The organism is Fibrobacter sp. UBA3718, from assembly GCF_002371935.1.
Taxonomy (GTDB): Bacteria; Fibrobacterota; Fibrobacteria; order Fibrobacterales; family Fibrobacteraceae; genus Fibrobacter.
This window is the reverse complement of the sequence record NZ_DFHR01000013.1, coordinates 537,591-559,393: the sequence shown is the minus strand read 5'-3', so window position 1 is coordinate 559,393 and position 21,803 is coordinate 537,591. Positions and strand designations below refer to the sequence as shown.

Annotated in this window: 18 protein-coding genes; 11 read left to right on the top strand and 7 right to left on the bottom strand. The window is 56.6% G+C overall.

Annotated features, from left to right (window positions below):
• The first annotated feature begins 87 nt into the window (after positions 1-87).
• The 10 genes from B4A77_RS05690 to B4A77_RS05645 all read left to right on the top strand — a co-directional run bounded on the left by B4A77_RS05690 (position 88) and on the right by B4A77_RS05645 (position 11,631).
• Positions 88-2,457: a sodium-translocating pyrophosphatase gene (locus B4A77_RS05690; RefSeq protein WP_290728856.1), complete on the top strand. Its 2,370-nt coding sequence runs from the start codon at positions 88-90 to the stop codon at positions 2,455-2,457.
• Between the two features lie 48 nt (positions 2,458-2,505).
• The gene (locus B4A77_RS05685) at positions 2,506-3,339 is read left to right on the top strand and encodes a Cof-type HAD-IIB family hydrolase (RefSeq protein WP_290739095.1); all 834 of its coding nucleotides are present in this window, start codon (positions 2,506-2,508) and stop codon (positions 3,337-3,339) included.
• Positions 3,340-3,494: 155 nt separating this feature from the next.
• The gene (rimP, locus tag B4A77_RS05680; protein WP_290722995.1) at positions 3,495-3,941 is read left to right on the top strand and encodes a ribosome maturation factor RimP; all 447 of its coding nucleotides are present in this window, start codon (positions 3,495-3,497) and stop codon (positions 3,939-3,941) included.
• A gap of 14 nt (positions 3,942-3,955) precedes the next feature.
• Positions 3,956-5,230: a transcription termination factor NusA gene (gene nusA / locus B4A77_RS05675; protein ID WP_173381633.1), complete on the top strand. Its 1,275-nt coding sequence runs from the start codon at positions 3,956-3,958 to the stop codon at positions 5,228-5,230.
• Positions 5,231-5,269: 39 nt separating this feature from the next.
• A complete protein-coding gene (gene infB, locus B4A77_RS05670) occupies positions 5,270-8,275 on the top strand; it encodes a translation initiation factor IF-2 (protein ID WP_173381634.1) in 3,006 nt (1,001 codons plus the stop codon).
• Entirely contained in the window at positions 8,275-8,628 is a 354-nt protein-coding gene (rbfA, locus tag B4A77_RS05665) for a 30S ribosome-binding factor RbfA (protein ID WP_072808365.1), read from the top strand. The genes infB and rbfA overlap by 1 nt, the downstream gene beginning before the upstream one ends.
• Complete coding sequence (gene truB, locus B4A77_RS05660; RefSeq protein WP_290739090.1) at positions 8,629-9,555, top strand: tRNA pseudouridine(55) synthase TruB; 927 nt, start codon at positions 8,629-8,631, stop codon at positions 9,553-9,555. It begins immediately after the preceding gene.
• A 42-nt stretch (positions 9,556-9,597) separates the two neighbouring features.
• Positions 9,598-10,509 carry a riboflavin biosynthesis protein RibF gene (ribF, locus tag B4A77_RS05655; RefSeq protein ID WP_290739087.1) on the top strand — a complete coding sequence of 304 codons (912 nt, stop codon included), beginning with the start codon at positions 9,598-9,600 and terminating at the stop codon, positions 10,507-10,509.
• A 104-nt stretch (positions 10,510-10,613) separates the two neighbouring features.
• Positions 10,614-11,216 carry a hypothetical protein gene (locus B4A77_RS05650; RefSeq protein ID WP_290739085.1) on the top strand — a complete coding sequence of 201 codons (603 nt, stop codon included), beginning with the start codon at positions 10,614-10,616 and terminating at the stop codon, positions 11,214-11,216.
• A 109-nt stretch (positions 11,217-11,325) separates the two neighbouring features.
• Entirely contained in the window at positions 11,326-11,631 is a 306-nt protein-coding gene (locus B4A77_RS05645; RefSeq protein ID WP_290739082.1) for a hypothetical protein, read from the top strand.
• Positions 11,632-11,692: 61 nt separating this feature from the next.
• Here B4A77_RS05645 and B4A77_RS05640 read toward each other — a convergent pair whose 3' ends face one another.
• The 4 genes from B4A77_RS05640 to B4A77_RS05625 are packed head-to-tail and all read right to left on the bottom strand — an operon-like array spanning position 11,693 to position 18,749.
• Entirely contained in the window at positions 11,693-15,454 is a 3,762-nt protein-coding gene (locus B4A77_RS05640; protein ID WP_290739079.1) for an SNF2-related protein, read from the bottom strand.
• Positions 15,455-15,496: 42 nt separating this feature from the next.
• Positions 15,497-17,473 carry an apolipoprotein N-acyltransferase gene (gene lnt / locus B4A77_RS05635; RefSeq protein ID WP_290739077.1) on the bottom strand — a complete coding sequence of 659 codons (1,977 nt, stop codon included), beginning with the start codon at positions 17,471-17,473 and terminating at the stop codon, positions 15,497-15,499.
• Between the two features lie 33 nt (positions 17,474-17,506).
• Positions 17,507-18,190, bottom strand: a complete 684-nt coding sequence (gene rsmI / locus B4A77_RS05630; RefSeq protein WP_097036602.1) for a 16S rRNA (cytidine(1402)-2'-O)-methyltransferase — start codon at positions 18,188-18,190, stop codon at positions 17,507-17,509.
• A 1-nt stretch (position 18,191) separates the two neighbouring features.
• Positions 18,192-18,749: a hypothetical protein gene (locus B4A77_RS05625; RefSeq protein WP_290739074.1), complete on the bottom strand. Its 558-nt coding sequence runs from the start codon at positions 18,747-18,749 to the stop codon at positions 18,192-18,194.
• Positions 18,750-18,850: 101 nt separating this feature from the next.
• Here B4A77_RS05625 and B4A77_RS05620 point away from each other — a divergent pair, with 101 nt between their 5' ends.
• The gene (locus B4A77_RS05620) at positions 18,851-19,570 is read left to right on the top strand and encodes a UDP-2,3-diacylglucosamine diphosphatase (RefSeq protein ID WP_290739071.1); all 720 of its coding nucleotides are present in this window, start codon (positions 18,851-18,853) and stop codon (positions 19,568-19,570) included.
• 9 nt (positions 19,571-19,579) lie between these two features.
• Here the strand turns inward: B4A77_RS05620 and B4A77_RS05615 are convergent, their stop codons facing one another.
• From B4A77_RS05615 to B4A77_RS05605, 3 genes are all read right to left on the bottom strand, one after another.
• On the bottom strand, positions 19,580-20,020 hold the full coding sequence (locus B4A77_RS05615; protein WP_173381929.1) for a hypothetical protein: 441 nt from the start codon (positions 20,018-20,020) through the stop codon (positions 19,580-19,582).
• A gap of 17 nt (positions 20,021-20,037) precedes the next feature.
• The gene (locus tag B4A77_RS05610) at positions 20,038-20,733 is read right to left on the bottom strand and encodes a hypothetical protein (protein WP_173365191.1); all 696 of its coding nucleotides are present in this window, start codon (positions 20,731-20,733) and stop codon (positions 20,038-20,040) included.
• A 211-nt stretch (positions 20,734-20,944) separates the two neighbouring features.
• Positions 20,945-21,727 carry an alpha/beta hydrolase gene (locus B4A77_RS05605; protein WP_290734444.1) on the bottom strand — a complete coding sequence of 261 codons (783 nt, stop codon included), beginning with the start codon at positions 21,725-21,727 and terminating at the stop codon, positions 20,945-20,947.
• Positions 21,728-21,803: the final 76 nt, after the last annotated feature.

Sequence of the window (21,803 nt, the reverse complement as noted above, 5' to 3'; positions counted from 1 at the left end):
ATTTTACTCCTTTTTCGGCTTTTTCGGTATAGATTTCTTTATAAGGTCGTCGGATGCCGGCCAGGTCTAGTAAAAAAAGAGGTCTCTATGCTTACTATTCCATGCTATTGGTATTTGGTTCCGGTCGCAGCGCTGGTGGCGCTCGCCATGGCGTTCTTCTTCTACCGCTTCATGAAACGGCAACCCGACGGCAATAAGAAAATGAAGGCGATTGCGCATTTTGTGCGCGTGGGCGCGTTTGCCTACCTCCGGCGGCAGTACAAGACGGTCTCTATCGTGTTTGCCGTGCTTTTCGTGGTGTTCGTGGTGCTAGCCGTTATGGGCATCCAGAACCCGTTCGTGCCGGTGGCATTCCTGACGGGCGGCTTCTTCAGCGGGCTTTGTGGCTTTTTGGGCATGAAAACTGCGACCTACGCGAGTTCCAGGACGGCGAACTGTGCCATCAGCAGCCTGAACCGCGGGCTTGTCATCGCGTTCCGGAGCGGTGCGGTGATGGGGCTCGTGGTGGTGGGTTTCGGCCTGCTCGATATTTCGGCCTGGTTCTTTGCGCTCAACTACATTTACGACCACAACGTGTGGAACTTCGGTGCCGATGTGGCCGCAAAGCTCTCGCTCGGGGCCTGGAGCACCGATATGGTGAATAACGCCGAATGGGCGCACGCGAAGATGGTGGAAATCACCACGACCATGCTTACCTTCGGGATGGGTGCTTCCCTGCAGGCGCTGTTCGCCCGCGTGGGTGGAGGCATTTACACGAAGGCGGCCGATGTCGGCGCCGACCTTGTGGGCAAGGTCGAGGCGGGCATCCCCGAGGATGATCCGCGCAACCCGGCGACCATTGCGGATAACGTCGGTGACAACGTGGGGGATGTCGCCGGGATGGGCGCCGACCTCTACGAATCTTACTGCGGGTCCATACTCTCGACGGCTGCCCTCGGGGCGGCCCTCCCGATGGGCGGTATAAAGCTCGTAATCGCCCCGATGGTGGTGGCGGCAATCGGGATTGTCCTTTCCCTCGTGGGCATATTTGCTGTACGCACGAAGGAAAATGCCACGACCAAGTCCCTGTTGCGTTCGCTCCTTACGGGGACGCTTGGCTCGTCGGTGCTTATTCTCGTGGCGCTCCTCGTGCTCGTGAAGTTCGACTTCATCTCGATGGGCATATTCGGCTCCGTGCTCTCGGGCCTTGCCGCGGGTATCCTTATCGGGCAGTTTACCGAGTACTACACTTCCGATGCGTACAAGCCCACGCGTGGCATTGCGGGCCAGGCAAAACTCGGGGCCGCGACCACGATTATCGACGGCATATCTGTGGGCATGTTCTCCACGGGGCTTCCGGTGGTGACGATTGTGGTGGGTATCATCTTCTCGTTTGGCTGCTCCGGCGGATTTGACAACATGGCGATGGGCCTCTATGGCGTGGGCTTTGCCGCGGTGGGTATGCTCAGCACGCTCGGCATTACGCTTGCGACCGATGCCTTCGGGCCGATTGCCGACAACGCGGGCGGCAACGCCGAGATGGCGGGCCTCGACCCCGAAGTGCGCGCCCGTACCGACGAACTCGATATGCTCGGGAACACTACCGCCGCGACGGGCAAGGGATTCGCGATTGGTTCTGCCGCCCTTACCGCGATGGCTTTGCTCGCCTCGTATGTGGAAGAAGTGAAGATTTGGCTCGGGCACCTCGCGACCTCTGCGGAGGGCGTGTGGAAGGTGGGCTCCGTCGCGTTTGCGAACGGCGCGAACGACCTTGCGAATGCGCTTTCGGGTGTCGCTGGTGTCAAGTTCCTGGATGGAGGCACGCGTGCGATTGCTGAGAACGGCGACCTGCTCGGTATGGTCGCGAGCAAGGTAAATTACGCGGACTTCATGCAGATATACAACCTGAACCTGATGAACCCCATGCTGCTTGGCGGCCTGTTCATCGGCGCGATGATGACGTTCGTGTTCTGCGCGCTCACCATCAAGGCGGTGGGGCGTGCGGCCAGCGCGATGGTGGAGGAGGTACGTCGCCAGTTCCGCGAGATTCCGGGAATCATGGAAGGGACAGGCGAACCCGATTATGCTCGCTGTGTGGAAATTTCAACGACGGGTGCCCAGCACGAGATGATTGTGCCGTCTATCCTTGCGGTGGTTGTGCCCGTACTGGTGGGCCTCTTCATGGGTGTGGCTGGCGTGTTCGGGCTGTTGGCCGGCGGGCTTGCGAGCGGGTTTGCGCTTGCCACCATGCTTAACAACTCGGGTGGCGCCTGGGACAATGCGAAGAAGTTTGTCGAGAAGGGCAACTATGGTGGCAAGGGCTCCGATACGCACAAGGCTGCCGTAGTGGGCGATACCGTGGGCGACCCGTTCAAGGATACCGCGGGCCCCTCGCTCAACATCCTCATCAAGCTCATGACCATGGTGAGCGTCGTTTTCGCCGGTGTCATCGTCCGCTTCGGCAATATGTTCTTCTAGTGGACTCTCCGTCCGTTACGTCCAGGACAAATTCTATATTTGTCCTCGATGAAAATCCTGTTCACAGACCTTGACGGCACGCTCCTGACCGACGACAAGCGCATTTCGGAAACCGACATGCGCTCTATCCGCGCGATGATCGATGCGGGCCACAAGTTCGTGATGACTACGGGCCGGCCGCTCACGAGCGTCAAGCAGTTGGCAGAACAGTACGGGTTCCTGGAACCAGGATTTTTCCTCGTGAGTTTCAACGGCGGGCTCATTTACGATTGCGGCGAAAAGAAGCCGATTCTCACGCGGTACATTCCCGTCGACGAGGTCAAGGCCATCATGGATGCCGCTCACGCCCGCGGGATGCACGCGCACACCTACTCGGGCGACCTGGTTGTTTCGGAATACGAGACGGAACAGCTCAAGACGTATTGCCGCCTGATGAAGATGGATTACGTTGTTGTAAATGACATTCGCGAGTATTACGGCAAGTTTGTGAATGTCGTCGTAAAGCCCCCCATCAAGGTGAACATCATTACGCCCTTCGAACATTCTGGCCTCGTGGATTTCCGCACCGAGATGCGCAAGACTACCGAGGGCAAGCTCTTTGACGTGTTCAGCAAGCCCGAGATGCTCGAGTTTTCGCACATGCAGAGCAACAAGGGAGCTGCGGTACGCTTTATGGCCGACTTTTACAAGGTGCCGGTTGCCGATACGATTGCGGTGGGCGACGAAGAGAATGATTGCCCGATGATAGAGGCGGCAGGTACCGGTGTCGCGATGGCAAACGCCTCGCAGGTGGCTAAAGACATTGCCGACTACGTGACCGTAAACGACAACAACCATTCGGGAATCACCGAGGTTATCGAGAAGTTCGTGCTGGCCCGTTAATAGCCCCGTTTGCCGCTTGTTTTTGATTCTTTGGGTTGCCTAAGGCAAAAAATTTTTCTCTATTTGGTGCGTCTTGACGTTCGTGGACCCGTTTTCGGCTTAAATGAGCAGATTTCGGGGCCGTATACGAACGCCGTTTATTATACGAGGTCTATTTGGTTAACCAGAAACTGGATACGCTTATCGCCGAGGCTTGCGAGGCTGCTGGCGTGACACTAGTGGAACAGGACATGTTCCGTGCCGGGAAGCGCAAGACGCTGCGCCTTTACATAGACAAACCCGAAGGGGTCTCGATTGACGACTGCTCGAACGTGAGCCGTCACCTTTCTGACGCCCTGGACCTTGACCCTGAGATTATTGAGGGGGCCTACACGCTCGAAGTGTCGTCTCCCGGGTTGGACCGCCCCCTCAAGTCGGTCGCTGATTTTACACGCAACATTGGTCGTTTTTTGCGGGTGACCCGCAGCACCGGAAAGCCCGTGACAGGCAAGCTCAAGGCTTGCGATGAAGAAAGTTTGACGCTCACCCTCAAGGGAAATGCCGGCGATATCGTCGTGCCGCGCTCCGAGGTGCTTGTGGCGAAAGTGGATGTACAAATATAATAGGAAGGTCTAGAATGGCTAAAATTAAAGAACCCAAGGTCAATTTGGTTGAAGTGCTCAAGGAAGTGATGGATGCCAAGAACATGGACGACTCCGTCATCGAGGGAGCCCTCAAGCAGGCGTTGATTTCTGCTGCGCGTAAGTACCTGCACATCGACAAGAAGATTGAAGTCGACATCGACAAGGAAACGAACGAAATTCACGTGTTTCTCCGCGTTGAAGTTGTGGACGACTATCCGGACTACGACCCGAACATGACCGCCGAGGAAGTCGAGGAGATGGACGAAGGCTACATGCTTGTTGCCGAGGCCCAGGAATATAACGAAGATGCCCAGCCGGGTGACTTCCTCGAAATGGAAGTTCCGACCACCTCCTTCGGTCGCCAGGCCATCCAGACCGCCAAGCAGCTCCTGACCCAGCAAATCCGCGATGCCGAACGCCAGAAGATTACGGACACCTACCGCGGCCGCATCGGCACGATGATCAGCGGCGAAGTGCTCCGCCTCGAAGGCCGCAACGTGATTGTTTCCTTGGGCAAGCAGACCGAGGCCATGATTCCTCCCCGCGAACAGATTGGTCACGAACGCCTCGTGCAGGGCCAGTCCGTGAAGGCTGTCATCGCCCGCGTTGAAGATTCCGCGAAGAACGGCGCACAGGTCGTTCTTTCCCGCGCAAGTGGCGACTTCCTCAAGGAACTCTTCCGCCAGGAGGTCCCGGAAATTTACGATGGCTCCGTCGAAATCAAGGGTGTCGCCCGCGAACCGGGGTACCGTGCAAAGATTGCCGTATACTCCCGCGACGAGAAGATCGACCCGGTCGGCGCATGCGTCGGCATGAAGGGTGCTCGCGTGCAGACGATTGTCCGCGAACTCGGTAACGAACGCATCGACATCGTGCACTGGAATCCGAACATGGACGTGTTCATTACCCGTGCCCTCGCTCCGGCGAATGTAGTGAAGCTTTCCGAAGTCCCGGGCACGCGCCGTGTGGTGGTGGTCATCAATGACGACAATCTCGCGCAGGCTATCGGCAAGAACGGCCAGAACGTGAAGCTCGCTTCCCAGCTTGTGGAACGTGACCTCGACGTGTTCGGCGAGAAGGAATGGTCCGAGAAGGATGACGAGGCTAAGGCTCTCGTGCTCGCTCCGCGCCCGCAGGAACTGCGCCGTGCCGCCGCCCGCAAGGCCGATGCTCTCTTTGGCGATGCCGCCAAGCAGGAGAACGCTGCTGCCGAACCTCAGGAAGAGGCTGTGGCGGAAGCTCAGACCGAAGCTCAGGAGAACGAGTAGTCGCATCTCAGGAAAAGGGTTTTATAAACAGGCTAATTGATGAGTATTGAAGAACAAATTAAACCGATCGATTGGGCGAACAAGCACGGACTCAAGGTAGACGTGGTCATGAAGCTCCTGCGTGATGCGGGAGTCACCGTTCGTACCCATGTGTCCAAGGTGGATGCCGCCGATTTCGAGAAGATTGAAGAGGCCGCCGCTGCCGAAAAGCAGAAGCAGGACTCCCGTGCGAAGAACTTGAAGAAGGCGTCTTCTTCGGAGTCTGACGCAGCCCCTGCCGAGAAGAAGCCGACGACGACATCGACGACGAAAAACGGCGTGAAGGTAAGCCTCAAGAAGGCTGCAGTCAAGAAGGATTCGGCTGCGAAGGTTGCGAAACCCGCTGTGCCGAAGCCTTCGAAACCCGCTGCAGAAAAGCCTGCGGTCGAAAAGCCCGCGGCTCCCGCTCCGAAGCCGGATGCGGCTCCTGCTGCAGCAGAACCCGTCGTCGCAAAGCCCGTAGAGAAGGCTCCCGAAAAGCCGGCTCCGGTGGCTCCCGCACCCGCTGCTCCCGAAAAGCCTGTTGCAGCGCCTGTCGCCGAGGCCGAGCCGAAGCCAGAGGCGCCCAAGACGGATCCCAAGCCTGTTGCGGCTCCCGCCCCGAAGCCTGCCACTCCGGCACCGGCCGCGCCTACGATGATGACGGCCAATACCGAACTCAAGCAGCCGCCGATGAAGGCCCAGGTCTTCAAGCCCGATGCTGCAATCCTCGCGCGTATCGCGAAGAGCCAGCAGCAACAGCAGGGTGGCCGCGGCCCGGGTGGCAACCGCCGTCCTGGCGGACGCCCGCAGGGCAATGCCCAGGGGTACACCGGTTCGTTCGGCCCACGCGGCAACAACGACAACCGTGGTCGCCAAGGCGGCCAGAATGCAAGTTCCTCCCGCGGCGGCTACACCGGCCGTAACGGCGGGTTTTCCAGCGGCTCCATGCAGGAGGCGTTCAACGCGAGCGCATCCGGGATGGGCGCGCAGAATGCCGGCAAGGGCGGCAATGCTCAGGGCAAGGGCCAGAATGGCCGTCACGGCAACGACAAGAACCGCCGTGGCAACAGCCGTGACCGCCAGGAACAGCAGAAAGAACAGCAGCAGGAAATGGTACGCCAGAACGTCTCGCGCGTGATGGCCGACCTTTCCAAGAAGCCTGTCAAGAAAGTTTATCGCAAGGAACACAACGACAACGGTTCCGGCGAAGAGAAGAAGATTCTCAAGACCTCCGACTTCATTACCGTGGGCGAACTCGCCGGCCTTATGGACCAGATGCCTGCCCGCGTGATTGCGAAGTGCATGGAAATGGGTATGATGGTGACCATCAACGCCCGCCTCGATTTCGAGACCATCCAGATTCTTGCCGACGAGTTTGGCTACGAGGCCCAGCTCATGGAAGAATACGAAGAGGAAGCTCTCGGCGTGGAAGAGGAATCTCAGGAAAACCTGAAGCCGCGCCATCCGGTGGTGACCGTGATGGGCCACGTGGACCATGGTAAGACTTCTCTCCTCGACTGGATCCGCAAGACTCACGTGGTTTCTGGCGAATCGGGTGGCATTACCCAGCACATCGGTGCATACGAAGTAACGACGGCACAGGGCAAGGTGACCTTCCTCGATACTCCGGGTCACGAGGCGTTCAGCGCCATGCGTGCCCGTGGTTCTCAGGTGACCGACGTGATCGTGCTCGTCGTGGCTGCCGACTCCATGGTGATGCCCCAGACGGTTGAATGTATTGAACTTGCAAAGCGCGAGAAGGTTCCGATGGTTGTCGCCATCACGAAGATTGACCTTCCGACGGCGAACCCCGACAAGATCCGCGCCCAGCTCGCCGAACGCGGCGTGGAAGTGGAACAGTGGGGCGGTACCACGAGCTGTGTGGAAGTCTCTGCCCGTACGGGCCAGGGCATGGACCAGCTCCTGGAAACGCTCGCGCTCGAAGCCGAAGTTCAGGAACTTAAGGCGAACCCGGACGCTCACGCCCGTGGCGCCGTCGTGGAATCCAAGCTCGACGTGGGCAAGGGCTCCATGGCTACTATCCTCGTGCAGAACGGTACGCTCCATGTGGGTGACCCGTTCGTGTGTGGTATCTACGCCGGTCGCGTGCGCGCCATGTTCAACGAACGTGGCGAGCAGCTCAAGGCCGTGCCGCCTTCCAGCCCGTGCCAGGTGCTCGGCTTCGACGGTACTCCGCAGGCCGGTGACGACCTCATCGTGGTCGACGACGAAAAGACGGCACGTGAGATCGCGAGCAAGCGCCGCATGGCCGCTCGCGAACGCGACCTGCGCGCCCGCAAGACTGTTTCTCTCGAGAACTCCTTCAACGACAAGAAGGAAGGCAAGCTCTCCGAACTCAACCTCATCGTCAAGGCCGACGTGGGTGGTTCTGCCGAAGCTCTTGCCGCATCCCTCGAAAAGCTTACCAACAGGGAAGTGCGCGTCAACATCATCCGCAAGGGTGTGGGTACCATTACGGAATCCGATATCCTGCTTGCAACGACCGCGTCTGCCATTATCGTCTCGTTCCACCTGATGCCCTCGCTCTCTATCCGCGAGATGGCGCAGAAGGAAGGCATCGAAATCCGCAACTACCGCGTGATTTACGACTGCATCGAGGATATCAAGAACGCCGTGGAAGGCCTCCTCAAGCCGATTATGCGCGAGGAACTTTCGGGCGAAGCCGAAATCCGCCAGGTGTTCAAGATTCCGAAGATCGGCCTTATCGCCGGCTGTATGGTTACCGACGGCGAAGTGGACCGCACCTCTCACGTTCGCGTGTACCGCAACGGCGTGGAACTCGGTACGACCGTGGTCCAGTCGCTCAAGCGCATGAAGGACGACGTCAAGTCTGTCGCTCGTGGCTTCGAGTGCGGTATCGGCCTCAAGGGCTACGACGATATCAAGGAAGGCGACAGCCTCATCTTCTTCAAGGAAGTCAAGGTTGCACGTACGCTTGAAGACGTCGCCCGCGAAGAAGCCGAAGAGAAGGCCAAGAAGGCTGCTGAGGAAAAGGACGCCTAATGAGCCGCAGAACAGACAGACTGGGCGAACAGTTCCGCGAGGAAATCGGAAAGCTTTTGCAGAAAGGCTTGAAGGATCCTCGCGTGAGCAGCCTTGCGAGCATTACCCGCGTGACGATTACCGAGGACCTGAGCTATGCGAAGATTCTCGTGTCCGTCATGGGTACCGACAAGGAAAAGACCGATTCCCTGATAGGCCTCAACAATTCCGCGGGCTTTATCCGCGGCGTGCTGGGCAAGTCGCTCAAGATACGCAAGATTCCCGAACTGAAGTTCGTGCTGGACGAGAACCTGGAACATGCGATGCACATCGAGGAAATCCTCGCCGAGCTGAAGCAGAAAGGGGAACTCTAGTTGGCTCCTTCGGGATTCATCCTGCTGGACAAAGCTGCCGGCGAAACATCGTTCAAGGCCCTTTTCCCGTTGAAAAGGGTCTTTTGTACTAAGCGCGTGGGGCATGCCGGGACGCTCGACTTGCGGGCGTCGGGCCTGATTATCGCTGCCACCGGGCGTGCAACGCGCCTGTTGCCTTACGTGGAGGCGAAGGACAAGTGCTACACGTTCCGCCTGCATCTGGGCTACGAGACCGACACCCTCGAATGGGATGGGGACGTCGCCGAGCAGGGTGCCGCGTTGACGGTGAGCCGTGCTGCCATCGATGCGGTTCTCCCGCAGTTCACGGGCGACATAGACCAGGTTCCGCCCCGCTATTGCGCGGTGAAAATTGATGGCCGCCGCGCGAGCGACTGGGCCGAACGCGGGAAGGATTTCGAGATGAAGCCGCGCCGCATCCACATTGAATCACTCAAGGTTGTGGGCGAGGGCGGCATAACCGAAGGCTGCTCCGGCAAGGAATTTGCGACGTTCGATATCGAGTGCGTGTGCAGCAAGGGTACCTACGTGCGTGCGCTTGGGCGTGACATTGCCCGCGCTCTCGGGACCTGCGGGTGCGTCTCGCAGATTCGTCGCCACCGCATTGGGAAGGTTTCCGTGGAATCCGCCGTGCGCGGGGAAGACCTGACGCGCGAACACCTCAAGTCCGTGGAGCAGGTGCTCGACTTCCCGGTCGTGAAGCTCGATGCAGACCAGATGGCGGTTATTCGCAAGGGCAACTGGATTCCGTGGCGCGAGCCCGTGGAAGGTGCCGAAAGGCAGCAGGGACGTGGCGACGACTGCGAAAGGCTCGTGTTCGCCGCCGATGCAAGCGGCAACGTGCTGAGCGTGTGCCGCTACGAACCGGGCCGAATCTGTCCGAAGATATATCTAGGGGAAGATGAGTAAGGAAGATCCCCGCCTTCGCGGGGATGACAAGGTAGGGAACGAATGTTGGTGAACGAGAAACAGAAAAGAGCCGTGACGATGGGAAATTTTGACGGGTGCCACCTGGGGCACCAGGCGCTTTTCCGTACCCTGAAGGCCGTCGCCGAAGTGAACGGCTGGATTCCGACCGTCATCACCTTCGAACCCCATTCCAACTACGTGCTGCGTGGCCCCGGCGACCCGCTGCTCCTTACCACCACCGAAGAAAAGCGCGAGTTCATCGAGAGTCTCGGGCTCGACTTCCTGGTTTTGCCGTTTACGCCCGAAGTCGCTAGACTCCCGTTCGATGAATTTGTCCGTAAGGAACTCATCGAGAAGCGCGGCGTGTGCTCCATGTTCTTCGGGCACGACCACTGCTTTGGCGCGGGCGGCAAGGGCAACTACGAGACGATTACCGCCGCGTTCCCGGAACTCAGCACGCAGATGCTTTCCATAGTGCTGCACAAGGGCGAGCGCGTGAGTTCTTCCGCCGTGCGCAACGCGCTTTTGAACGGCGACGTTTCCCGCGCGCAGACATATCTCGGGCGCCCCTACCGCCTCTCCGGAACCGTAGTCGTGGGCAAGCGCCTCGGGCATACCATCGGGTTCCCGACCGCGAACCTGCAGGTGGAACAGTACAAGTTCCTGCCGAAATCCGGCGTGTACGTGGCGTCCGCGAGGCTTGCGGATGGCCGCATTTGCCGCGCCGTGGTGAATATCGGCGTGCAGCCCTCTGCGCCCGGGCCCCACCAGATGGCTATCGAGGCCTACCTTCTCGACTTTAGCGAGGATATCTACGGGCAGCACCTGGTGCTCGACCTGATGGCCTACCTGCGCCCTGAACAGAAATTTGCCAGCATGGAAGACCTCGTGCGCCAAATCGGCATGGACGCCGACACCGCCAAGAACTACAACGGAAACCACTGGGCCGAATAGAAAGCAAGCCCACGCCGCCGAAAATTTCCTATGATTGGAGAGGTGTGGTTCTGTATGAAAATAAAATGCAGGGAATGGATCAGCCGTAAATGAAGAATATGTGTATGAATAAGGGTGCTTTTAGATTCATTACAATTTTTTTTGTTCAAATGATTTTGAGCATTACAGCCTGTGGAGAAAAACATGAAGAAAGAGGAAATGTTGATGCCGCGGGTTCATATTGCCGAATAGAAAATATCCAATCTTATTATAATGGTTTATCTTTTTCTCTGAAAATGTCTTTAGATCACGATTGCTATGATATGGATGAGAATGCGTCGAGCCAAAGATTGTTCCGTCCTTATTGGATAGAAATTGCTGGGGATACTTTGATTATGAAAAAGGATCCATTGCGCGGCCCCATATTATCAGATTCTTGCAAGCGTATTGGAAATTGCCCGAAACAAACGATAATGAGCTTGGCGAGGGCAAAACAATCTAATTTAAGAACAAGTAATTACAATTGGTTTATAGAATGGCAGACAAAGGATAATCTATTAGATTCAACTGTCTTCCCGTCCTGGTCTCCCAAAACACCTTTTACAAATTTTTCTTCAAAATGTTTGAAATTAGAAATTCCCTGCTTTAAACAAAATGCGCTACTTAAAAATCTGTATGATGATTCGTCACCGGATCTGCCGAGAGCAATATGTACATTTTGTAGGTGATTTGTTGTAATTCTGAGAATGCCGGCATAAAATGAAAAAAATTATATATGCGTTGATACTATTTATAATTCTTTTTATTGGAGGTGTCGTACTTCTTTCATTTGAGTATATGATGTCAAATTTCAAAATTTTCATTTTCTTTTGGCTTATAATATCCTTTGCATGTTTGTGGCCTGATTATGGAGATTTATTAGTAAAGCCTAAATCGAAGGACGACGAGATTACAAATGAGTTTGATGAAATCCTGCATAATCAATCAGAAAGTACTGAAACAATTTGTAAGAAGATAAGTGATAGCGAACATGACACGATGGATGCTTTAACAGATGAATTTGACTTAATGCTAAAAAAAGCAAAGGAAAATAAAGAAAAGAACAAACTCATTCCAAAAAAACGCTATATCAAAAAGTCATAACATCTTCCAAAAAAGGTCGCCCCGGCGGCCTTTTGCGTTATTTGCCTGTGCTGAAATCTTGCTATACGAGGGTGTTGTCGAGCCCGAAGACTTCGCCGAGCTGCTTGTCGTCCATGTCGGCGAGCCAGGTTTCGCCCGCGCTCACGGTCATGTTCGCGATGGATTTCTTTGTCTCGAGAAGCGCGTTGATTTTTTCTTCGAACGTTCCCTTGGTGATAAACCTGTGGACCTGCACATTGCGCGTCTGCCCGATACGGAAGGCGCGGTCGGTGGCCTGCGCTTCGATGGCGGGGTTCCACCACAAGTCGTAATGGATGACCTGCGATGCGGCGGTGAGGTTGAGGCCCGTTCCGCCTGCCTTGAGCGAGAGGATGAGCACCTTGCATTCGGGGTTCTTCTGGAAGTCCTCGATCATGGAGGTGCGCTGCGTCTGCGTGCATCCGCCGTGGTAGAAGTGCGTGCGGAGCCCGAGTTCCTCCGTGATGGTCTTTTCGAGCAGGAATCCCATTTCGGCGAACTGCGTGAAGATGAGCGTCTTTTCGCCCTGTTCCTGGATGGAGGTGAGCAGGTCGAGGAGCATCTGCATTTTGCCGGAGGAAAGGGCTGGTGTCGCTTCGGCAGGCTCAGCGACCTTCTCTTGCGATGCGGCTGCGGCTCCCTTCAGGAATGTCGCGGGGTGGTTGCAAATCTGCTTCAAGGCGAGAATCATTTGCAATATGATTCCCTTGCGCTTGAATAGCGCGTGCGCGTCGTTCGCCTTCTCGCTCAGTGCCTGCTCCATCTCGAGTTCCTGCATAAAGTGCTCGAGCGTCTTTTGGTACAGTGCCGCCTGCGGTTTGGTGAGTTCGGCGTATTCGTCCTGGATAATCTTGTCGGGCAAGTCGCTGATGATGCTCTTGTCGGTCTTGAGGCGGCGCAGCATGAAGGGCGCGGTAATCTTCCGGAACGTTTCCGCCACCTTCTCGTTGCCCATTTTCTGGATGGGCGTTTCGAACTTTTCGCGGAATTCGGCGGCGCTTGGGAAGAACCCGCGGTTCGCGAAGTCCATGATGGTCCAGAATTCCATGAGGCGGTTCTCGACGGGGGTGCCGCTCATCGCGATTTTCATGGGGGCGCGCATCCGGCGCAGCAGCCTACTCTGCTCGCTGTCCGCATTCTTGATGTTCTGCGCCTCGTCGATGACGATGGCCTGCCACGGGCGCTCGTTCAGTTCGTCAAAGTCCTTGCGGAACGTGGCGTAGGTGGTGAGCAATACGTCGGCGTGGAATTTCTCGAGGTCGCGGCTCCCGCCGTGGTAGGCGAAGAACGTGAGGTCGGGCGCGAATTTCTTGATTTCGACCTGCCAGTTGCACAGTAGGCCCGCGGGCAATACCACGAGCGCCTTCTTTTCGGCGAGCTTGCCTTCTTCGTGCATCTTAAGGAGGAACGCGATGACCTGGAGGGTCTTTCCGAGGCCCATGTCATCGGCGAGTATGCAGCCGAAACCGATTTCGAGGTTCTTGTACATCCACGAGTAGCCGCGCACCTGGTAGGGGCGCATGGTCGCGTTCAGGTGCTCGGGGAGGGCGACTTCGGTTTCGCTGCGCCAGGAATCGAACTGCTGCTTGAATTCTCCCGCCATGTCGACCGGGATGCCGTCGCATTCGCCGGTGAAGCACGCCTGCACGAGTTTCGCCTGCGTGATGACCGGCTCGTCGTCTGTGCCTTCGCTGTCCGCATTTTCATCACCTGCGGCGGAACCCGCGCTGTCCTTACCCGCAGAGCCTTCCGCACCCGCATCGGGGTCTTTCGCGCCTTTATCGCCTTTCGCACGGCCTTCTATCTGTTCGCGGATGCGTTGCAGGTCTTCGGCGCTCACCTCCACATACTGCGACTTGTATTTCAGCAGGCCGTCCGCATTCTCGGCAAGTTCCAGGAATTCTTCTGCCGATACGTTCTCGTCGCCAATCGCCACTTCCCAGTCAAAATCGAGCAGGTCGTTCGCGGTAAACGCGCCAAAACTCATGCTGCCCTGCAGGCGAATCTTGGGCTTGGGCTTGCCCACGTTCATCAGGTTCTTCGGGATTTCGGTCTTGATGCCGAAAATTTCGAGTTTCTTGAGGCAATCCTGTAAAAACTGGAGCAGTACGGCACCCTGCATCATGATGGGGGAGGCCGCACGGTTCTCGATGTAGGTGCCCATCGGCTTGAATGAATCCGCGATGCCGTTCAGGATGTTCAAAATCGAGAGCAGGCGCGCGTCGTTCTCTTCGAATAAAGTAGAAAGGGGTGTGAGTTTGTCCGTATCGATGACGAAAACTTCGAGTGCAACCTGCTCGCCACTCTCGTAGCACTTGAATAGCAGTTGCGTGCGGAAGTCTAGGCTCGAATAGACGGAAAACCACTTCTGGATGCCCGCCGGTACGGAGAGCATGTTGCCTGCGAGCCTGCCCGAGACGCACGTGAAGAAGAACGATAGCAGGTTCCCGTGGTTTGTCTTGAGCGCGGGCTTGTACGTGTGCGCGAACCGCAGCAGCTGCGAAATAAACAGCGAGAGCACCTGTTCCGCGGGTTCCGCCATTTCCACGAATTCCTCTTCGCGGGCGGTAAACGCGAACTTTTGCGGGGCGGCCGCCTCGAGGTCCGCGACAATCCCGAGAATATCGGGCAGCATTTCGGCGGGGAGCCAGCGTACCTGCGCGACATCCTTGTGCGTCCAGAAAACCTGCGGGTAGATGGCGCCCGTGCGTACCAGGTGGAACGCCACCTTCAGTAGCAGGAACAGGTAGCATGCCGTGTAGTGGTGCCAGGAGAGGTTGCGGCCCCCGAGCCAGCTCACGGCTCCCATCACCTGGGGCACGCTGAGGCCTGTCTCGATGACGTTCCCGCCTTCGTTCAGGTGGTCGAAATGCCAGCGCCAGCCGTTCTTGTGGTAGATGCGCAGGGCCTCGTTCTCGGCGATAAACGTCTTGGAGTTGTTTACGCGGTAGTGCTCCAGGAACTGGTCGAAGTTCTCGTAGTTCGCGAAGAATTTGCGGCAGCCTTCCAGCTCGTCGGTAAAGCTCTTGCGGAAGTTCCCGGCGGGGCAGAACTTGGGGTAGTTGGGCAGCATCGCGGGCAGTATGCGCGAGTAGTCCTTCCAGGAATCGAAATCGAATTGCGGCAGTATCTGCCGGGGAGTGCGGGTTACGGAAGCCTGCGAGTTTGCAAACAGGCTGTCGCTGGAATCCTCGGCGAAGTCGAGCCGGTTGTCTACCGCCTGTTCGAAAATCTTGCTCTTGCCGCCCAGGGCGCGCACGATTTTCTGTTCCTGCGGGGCCTCGAGGTTCGCTTCCAGCGTGTGGTGCTCGCGGTAGGCTTCCAGGTCGAGCCCATGCAGCTTGAACAGCAGGTTGGGGCTCGAATCGGCCTGCTCGGCAATCTTCACGAAGGTCGCCACGATGTACTTGCAGGGCACGGGGTCGCGGCAGTCGCAACCCATCTTCACGTCGGCGATGCTGTCGAAAAGCGTGAGCCCGCTCTTGGCGAGCAGAAGTTCGAGCGGCGGGTTCATTGCCCCGTTCTTGAGCGCGAGCATCTCGGCGGGCTGCTGCATCAGCAGGTTCATGAACACGTCGGCCTTCTCGTCCTTGAACTTGGGGAACACGATGTAGTTGTTGTGGATGCCGCCGTTCGGGCCCTTCACTACGGAAATCACGCGGTTGTCGATGATGTCGATGCTCGTTACCTGCCCGCGTTCCACGAACTTTAGCCCCTGCTTCACGGCCTGCTCGTCGGCCGATTCCAGGAGCGTGTCGAGCCACTTGCGGCTCCACCAGGTATTTACGCGTGTTCCAAAATCCATCGCACCAAATATAGCAAAAAATTGCTCATTTGTGCATAGATTTTACGCTGTTTTGCAAGCGGGCGTGGAGCGTCTGTTGATGAGGGCAAGGCCGAAGCATGCCAGCACATAGATGGCGAAGAACCACAGGAGGGCGGTCTCTACGCTGTCGCCGTAGTGCTGGTAGGGCGTGTCGTGGGTTTTGAGCTGCATCTTGCGCGAGACTACGCGGTCGGTAAAGATTTCGGTGTTCTTGTCGAAATGCCCGTACTGGTCGATGAATGCCGTGACGCCGCTGTTCGCAAGCCTTGCGGTGGGCATGCCGTTCTCGATGGCGCGGTAACGCACGAGGTTCAGGTGCTGGTAGGGAGCGGTGCTCCTGCCGAACCAGCCGTCATTCGTAATGTTCACCATCAGGCGTGAACCCGCGTTGATTGCCTCGCGCACGAGGTCGCCGAAGATGGCGTCGTAGCAGATGAAGGGCGTCCACTTGTATGGTTCGTATACGGGAGTCTCTTTGCCGGGAACGAAATCGCCTTCGCCCAGGTCCACGTAGTTGAGGATGGGGAAGATGTCGTCGAAGGGAATGCGTTCGCTGAATGGCACCAGGTGCTTCTTGATGTAGCGTTGGTACGAATGGAAATTGTCGGGAGTGAACAGGAATGACGCGTTGTAGATGTCGTATTTGCGCGGATTGTCCGGCTCGTTACGGTGGAAGTCGAGCGCCCCTGTGAGGATGCTCGCCTTGTGGCGTTCCGCGAGCTTGTGGAGTTCCCTGATGGTCGTAGGCTGCCTGCGGATATGGTCGGGGACGGCGGTCTCGGCGAGGATGATGAGGTTTGTTCCCTTCTGCACGCTGTCGTTCACCATGCCAAATGTCTTTGCGGTAATGGAATCGAACCGAGCCTTGCTCCATTTTTCTCCCTGCTCGATGCTCGGCTGGATCATCGCCATCAGGGGCGTTTCGGGGGCTTCTGCGCCGTAGAAGGGCTGAGCCTCGGGCTTGCTGAGCACCATGTTCCCGTGAACTAGGAGGGCGGCAAGTATCACTGCGGGTGCAGCCAGCGGGAGTTTCGCGAGAACGAATTTTATGCGGTTGTCGCCTGCGGGAATTTTCCACGGGCTTTCGATGGCCTTCGCGACCATCATGTTCGACGCGATGATGAGGGCCGTGTACCCGAAGATGCCGATGACGGAGAGCGCCTGCAGTGCTTCGAGCGTGTTCCCGAAGACGTACCCGAGGTGGCTCCACGGGAAGGCGAAATCCCCGCGTGTGCGCGTCATCTCGAGACCCGCGTAGAATATGGGGTATAGTGCGAGCAGCCAGGCGCGGCCGCCGAACTTGATATTTTTCGCGAGTGTGTAGATGAACGCGGCGAACACGCTGTACGCGCTGAAGAATGCGATGAGCAGGAACACGCCGAGGCAGATTAGGCCGGAGGGCGCGGAATCCACGTTCATCACGTTGTAAATCCAGTAGTAGTTCACCGTGTTGTAAATCATTCCCGACCAGAACGTCGCGAATATTGCGGTGTTCCTGTTGTAGCGGTCAAGCACGATGAACCAGGGCACGAGAAGCAGGAGGGCGGCGGGCCCGAGCGGGAGAGGCGGGAAGGCGAATGCGAAAAGCCCCCAGGCGATGCCGCTTAGGAGGAGCGCCCTGCGGGAATCGAACTCGTGGATGCGGGCCACGTTCCAGCGGGCGAAAAGCACGAGCCAGAAGATAAACAGCGGGAGGGCGAGGGTCGCTATCTGGTACAGGCCCGCATGTCCTGTGCCGGCATTGTCCCCGAGGGTGTAATCGAGGGCGAGGAATGCAAACTGCAATATGCCGTAGGTGTATATGTGGCGGCGGAAGTTCTTGCGGGCCTCGCGCGTGAACAGGAACCCGAGCGCGATGGCGAGAGGCGCGAAGTGCACGGGGTTTGAGTAAAGCCCCGGTTCGTTGGGCCGGAGCGCGAACGCGACAAGTTCCGCTACAAAAAGAGCTGCAAAATAAATCCAGTAAATTTTCGGGAGCGAGCTAACCCGCAATTTCAATTGGTTCAAAAAATCTGCCATCTATCGTCTAACCTACAGTCCGCTCTTGTCCTTCGGGTTGAATATCAGCACGAATTCGCCCTTGGGCGGGTGCGCCTTGAAGTGCGCCGTAATCTCGGCCGGCGTGCCGATGAGGTGCTCTTCGAACTTCTTGGTGAGCTCGCGCATCAACGCAATCTTGATTTCGCCGAAAACCTGGCCGATTTCCTCGACGAACTTGTCGATATTGTGCGGGCTCGCGTAAAAAATCTGCGTCGCCTCTTCGTCCTTCAGCTTTTCGAGCAGGTGGATGCGCTGGGCGCTCTTCTTGGGCGAAAAGTACTGGAACGTGAAGTGGTCTGTGGGCATGCCGCTCGAAACAAGCGCGGTAATCATCGCGCAGGGCCCTGGAACCGCACGCACGTCGATGCCTTCACGTACGCACTGCCGCACCAGATTGAATGCGGGGTCGGCGACGCCCGGCGTTCCCGCGTCGCTCACGAGCGCGATATCGCCCTCGTTTTTCAGAAATTCCACGTACTTCGGGGTCACCTTCTCCTTGTTGAAGTCGTGGTAGGCTTCCATCGGGGTGCTTATCCCGTAGTTGTCGAACAGGATGCGCGTGTGTCGCGTGTCCTCGGCGAGCACGAGCGGGACTTCCTTGAGGATCCGCACGGCGCGGTAGGTGATGTCTTCCATGTTCCCGATGGGGGTCGCGACAATATAGAGAGTGTGCATGCTAAAAGTCCTGCGCGGAATTGAGGTCGGTGTTCCTTCCGAGTTGCGTTTCGTACCGGATGCGCTCCAGCAGCTTGCGGTGCATCTCCTGCGAGGCATCGTTCACGAGGTCGGCCCGGAACTTGCCGTACCAGAAGGCGTCCACGTGTTCGCTTTCTTCGAGTTCCGCCTTGAAGGTGAGGGAGCCGTTGCAAAAAATGCGCACGTCCATCCTGTAGGTCCACGTTTCTTTCACGGGGGCAATCGGCCAGAACGGCACGAATGCGAGACCCACGTTCCAGGCGCTTGGCTGTTCGTCCTGCGAGACGCTTGCATTGATGTGGGCTACCCCGCGGCAGCTTTCCATCGGGTAGCTAAGCGTGTCTATTACCCGCGTGTAGGCGCGCTGCAGGTTCGTATCGAGGTAGAGCGTGTCCCCGCCGTATGCAATCGTGATGGGCTCGAAGAACGGGATAGTCTTCGGGTATTCCTGCAGGTCGTATTTCGTGAGGCTCATCGAGCACCCCGCAAGGAGGGCGCAACCTGCAAAGACCAGCGATTTTGCTACGGAAAAATTCATTACCCTAAATATAATTCTTTTGTTCACCTACTGCCAACTAAGTTCAGCGCTCTGCCAACTAAGTTCTGCGCTCTGCCAACTAATTACTATATTCTTCTACAATGGAATCCTGTGCCTACTTCATATCCGATGCCCACCTGGGGGTAATCCCTCCTGGAGCGTTGCCCGACCGCGAGAAGATGCTCGTGGACTTCCTCGCCTCCATCAAGGGCAAGGCATCGCACCTGGTTGTCGTGGGCGACCTGTTCGAATTCTGGTACGAGTACAGCGACTACGTGAACAAGAACCACATGGAACTCTTCTTCACGCTCCGTGAACTTGTCCAGGCGGGCTGCGAGGTGCATATCTTGCGCGGGAACCACGACTTTGCCTACGGGGATTTCTTCCCGAAGGCGCTGGGTGTTCAGGTCCACAGGAGCCTTGTCCTTGAAATCCAGGGCAAGCGCGTTTATTTCCATCACGGCGACGGCGTTCCCAAATCCGATTTCGGTTACCGCATCATGCGGCGCGTGCTCGACTTCCCGCTGAACCGCTGGCTTTTCAAACAAATTCACCCGGACTGGGGAATGGCGCTCGCGCGTTTTGTGGGCCGCAACAGTCGGAAAATCGGCGAGTCCCGTAAAATCAACCTCCAGGAATACCTGGGTTGGGGCAAGTCCATCCTCAAGCGCAATAATTGCGACTTCTGCGTCCACGGCCACCACCATATCGCGGGCGTTTGGGATGTCGAGGGCGGCGTGGTCGCCTCTCCCGGGGAGTGGATATGGAAACCCGCCTTCCTCCGTATGGAAAAAGGCGGGCTAATTCTTGAGAATCTCTAGAGCGAGCTTTTATTCGCCGACGCCTTCGCCGTGCGATTCAGACGCCTTGATCATCTTCTTGCTCTTGTTTTCGCCCCACAGTGCTCCGATGACATCGGTCTCCGAGAAATTTTCCCAGATCTGGTCGACCCAGCACCAGTGGTGGATGGTGTCGCCACGATCCACAATGACACCTTCTTCGTTGACCCAGTTCTTTTTGACATCGAACGTCATGGGAGAACCCTTGGTCTCGCCGAACTCGGTCTTGACGACTGCAGGTTCGATGGTCCAGGATTTCCCATCGGTCATCTTGTAGAAGGCAACGTTCATGATGAGCACGATAACTACCGTAATCGCAAGGAAGATCCACATTTTCTTCGTCGCGAAGAGGATGCCGATCAACAGGATGATTATGGCGAGGATGCCGAAATTGTAGTGAACGCTGTAAAATGCCTTGAGAACGTCAATCATGGCTACCGCCTAGTTGTTTACTTTTTTGCCTTTGCCGCTTTTTCAAGGGCCTTCTGTTCGGCGACGAGAGCCGCAACGCTGAAGGTGACGACCTTGCCGTCGATTTTGCATTCGGTGCGGAAGCTCTTCTTCGGAAGCGCAATCCCGTGAGAGGAGAGCGTGCCCATGAAGGAGGCATTCGCATGGCTTGCAATAGTGCGGACATTGATGAAGCCCTTCTTGCTGAAGGTGAGCTTGAAGGTCTTCTTCGCCATGTCGTATTCGGCGATCATGGTGTCGTTCTTGGCCGTTTCGACGGCAGTGCTCGTGCGCTTGTCAAAAATGATGGTGCCGCGGGAGTCGATGGAGAGCATCGGGATGCCGACGGAATTGCGGCAGGCGATGATTTCCCATGCGCCCTTCTTCTTGGCGGGGGCCTTGCCCGTGAATACAAACTTGTTGCCTTCTCTGACCATGGTGTAGCTTCCGGTGACAATCTGGAAGCCGGTGGCGTTCATGGCACCCTTGAAGTAGAGAAGGTAGCCGGCACCGTTCGGCATGAAGCGGAAGGATGTGGGCTTGAGAGTCTTGCTCGGGGTCACGGCGATGCGCTTGCCGACGACATCGATTTCAAGATCCGCATACGGATTCTTGTCGAGCTTGAGTTCCTTGACAGCTTCGTTGGAGAAGCGGATGAATCCGCGGATGTCCATTTTGACGTTGATAGAGTCCATTATACACCTCTTATTTTATTTGATTATTTCTTCACCCCATATAAAAGATAAACAAAATAAGGGGCTTTTGTCAAGCGGTTGTTCAAAAAAGCGGAATGTGAGGTATTTCACTTTCTTGTATTTTTGCATGAAAACTATTTTGCACATTACGTTGTTTCATTAAATAACGTTTCCTATAAAAACCCTTATAAAATAAGGGACTGGAGGCGTTTTAATACGATTGAGTAATCCAGTAGAGGAGGATTTCTGCGAAGCTTTTTTCGCCTCTTTCCAAGGAGTTTAGACCGCCGAAACGGCTTTTGAACGTGTGATTTGCATCACGGCTAAAACTGCGGTCCAGAAGGATTGTGGTGCGCTTCCCGAACTTTTCTAGCTTCTCTGTCGGCATTTTTACATTGGCACGCACCAAAAACTTCGGATAGAGAAAGCGGTATTTTGCCCCGATAGCGTCGGCAATGCTCATGGCGGGGTCGATAAGGAGCAGGTTCCCGTTCCCGTTGAACTGTTCGGCGGCTAGAATGGCTCCGGTTCCACGTCCTGCAAGGAATTCTGGAGATTTACCGCCGATTTGTGCTGCGCATTCGGCGATGTCCTTCGCGTCGGCCTCGAATGCCTCCTGCGAGGGCGTTCCTTTGTTCGAACCGCTGCCCCTGTAGTTGAATGCGGCGAGCGAGAACCCTTTTTGACCTTGGGCCTCGGCGAGGAACTGCGCTGCATCCTCGTTTGCGTCGGGGTAATAGAGCAGTAAGGGTGCGACCGAATTGCCGATGGTCCAGCCTTCGAGCGCAATTCCGTCCTTGGTGGTGCAGGTGATGGATTTAGCGCTGTTTGCGATGGCCTCTCGCGCTTCCTTGTGCGTGATGGCTCTCGGGAAGGCGTTCCGGCGTTCGGTAAGCGCGAGGTAGAAAACCATGCTCACGTAGATGACGGCGAGGATTCCCACAAGACGTAAAATGCGGAATGCGATTCCGGTAGCGCTCTTCTTGATGTCCATGCGCGCAAATATAGAAATAAGGGGGCGAAAAAAAGGACCTTCGCTAGGAGTATCAGCGAAGGTCCGAGGGATGGGA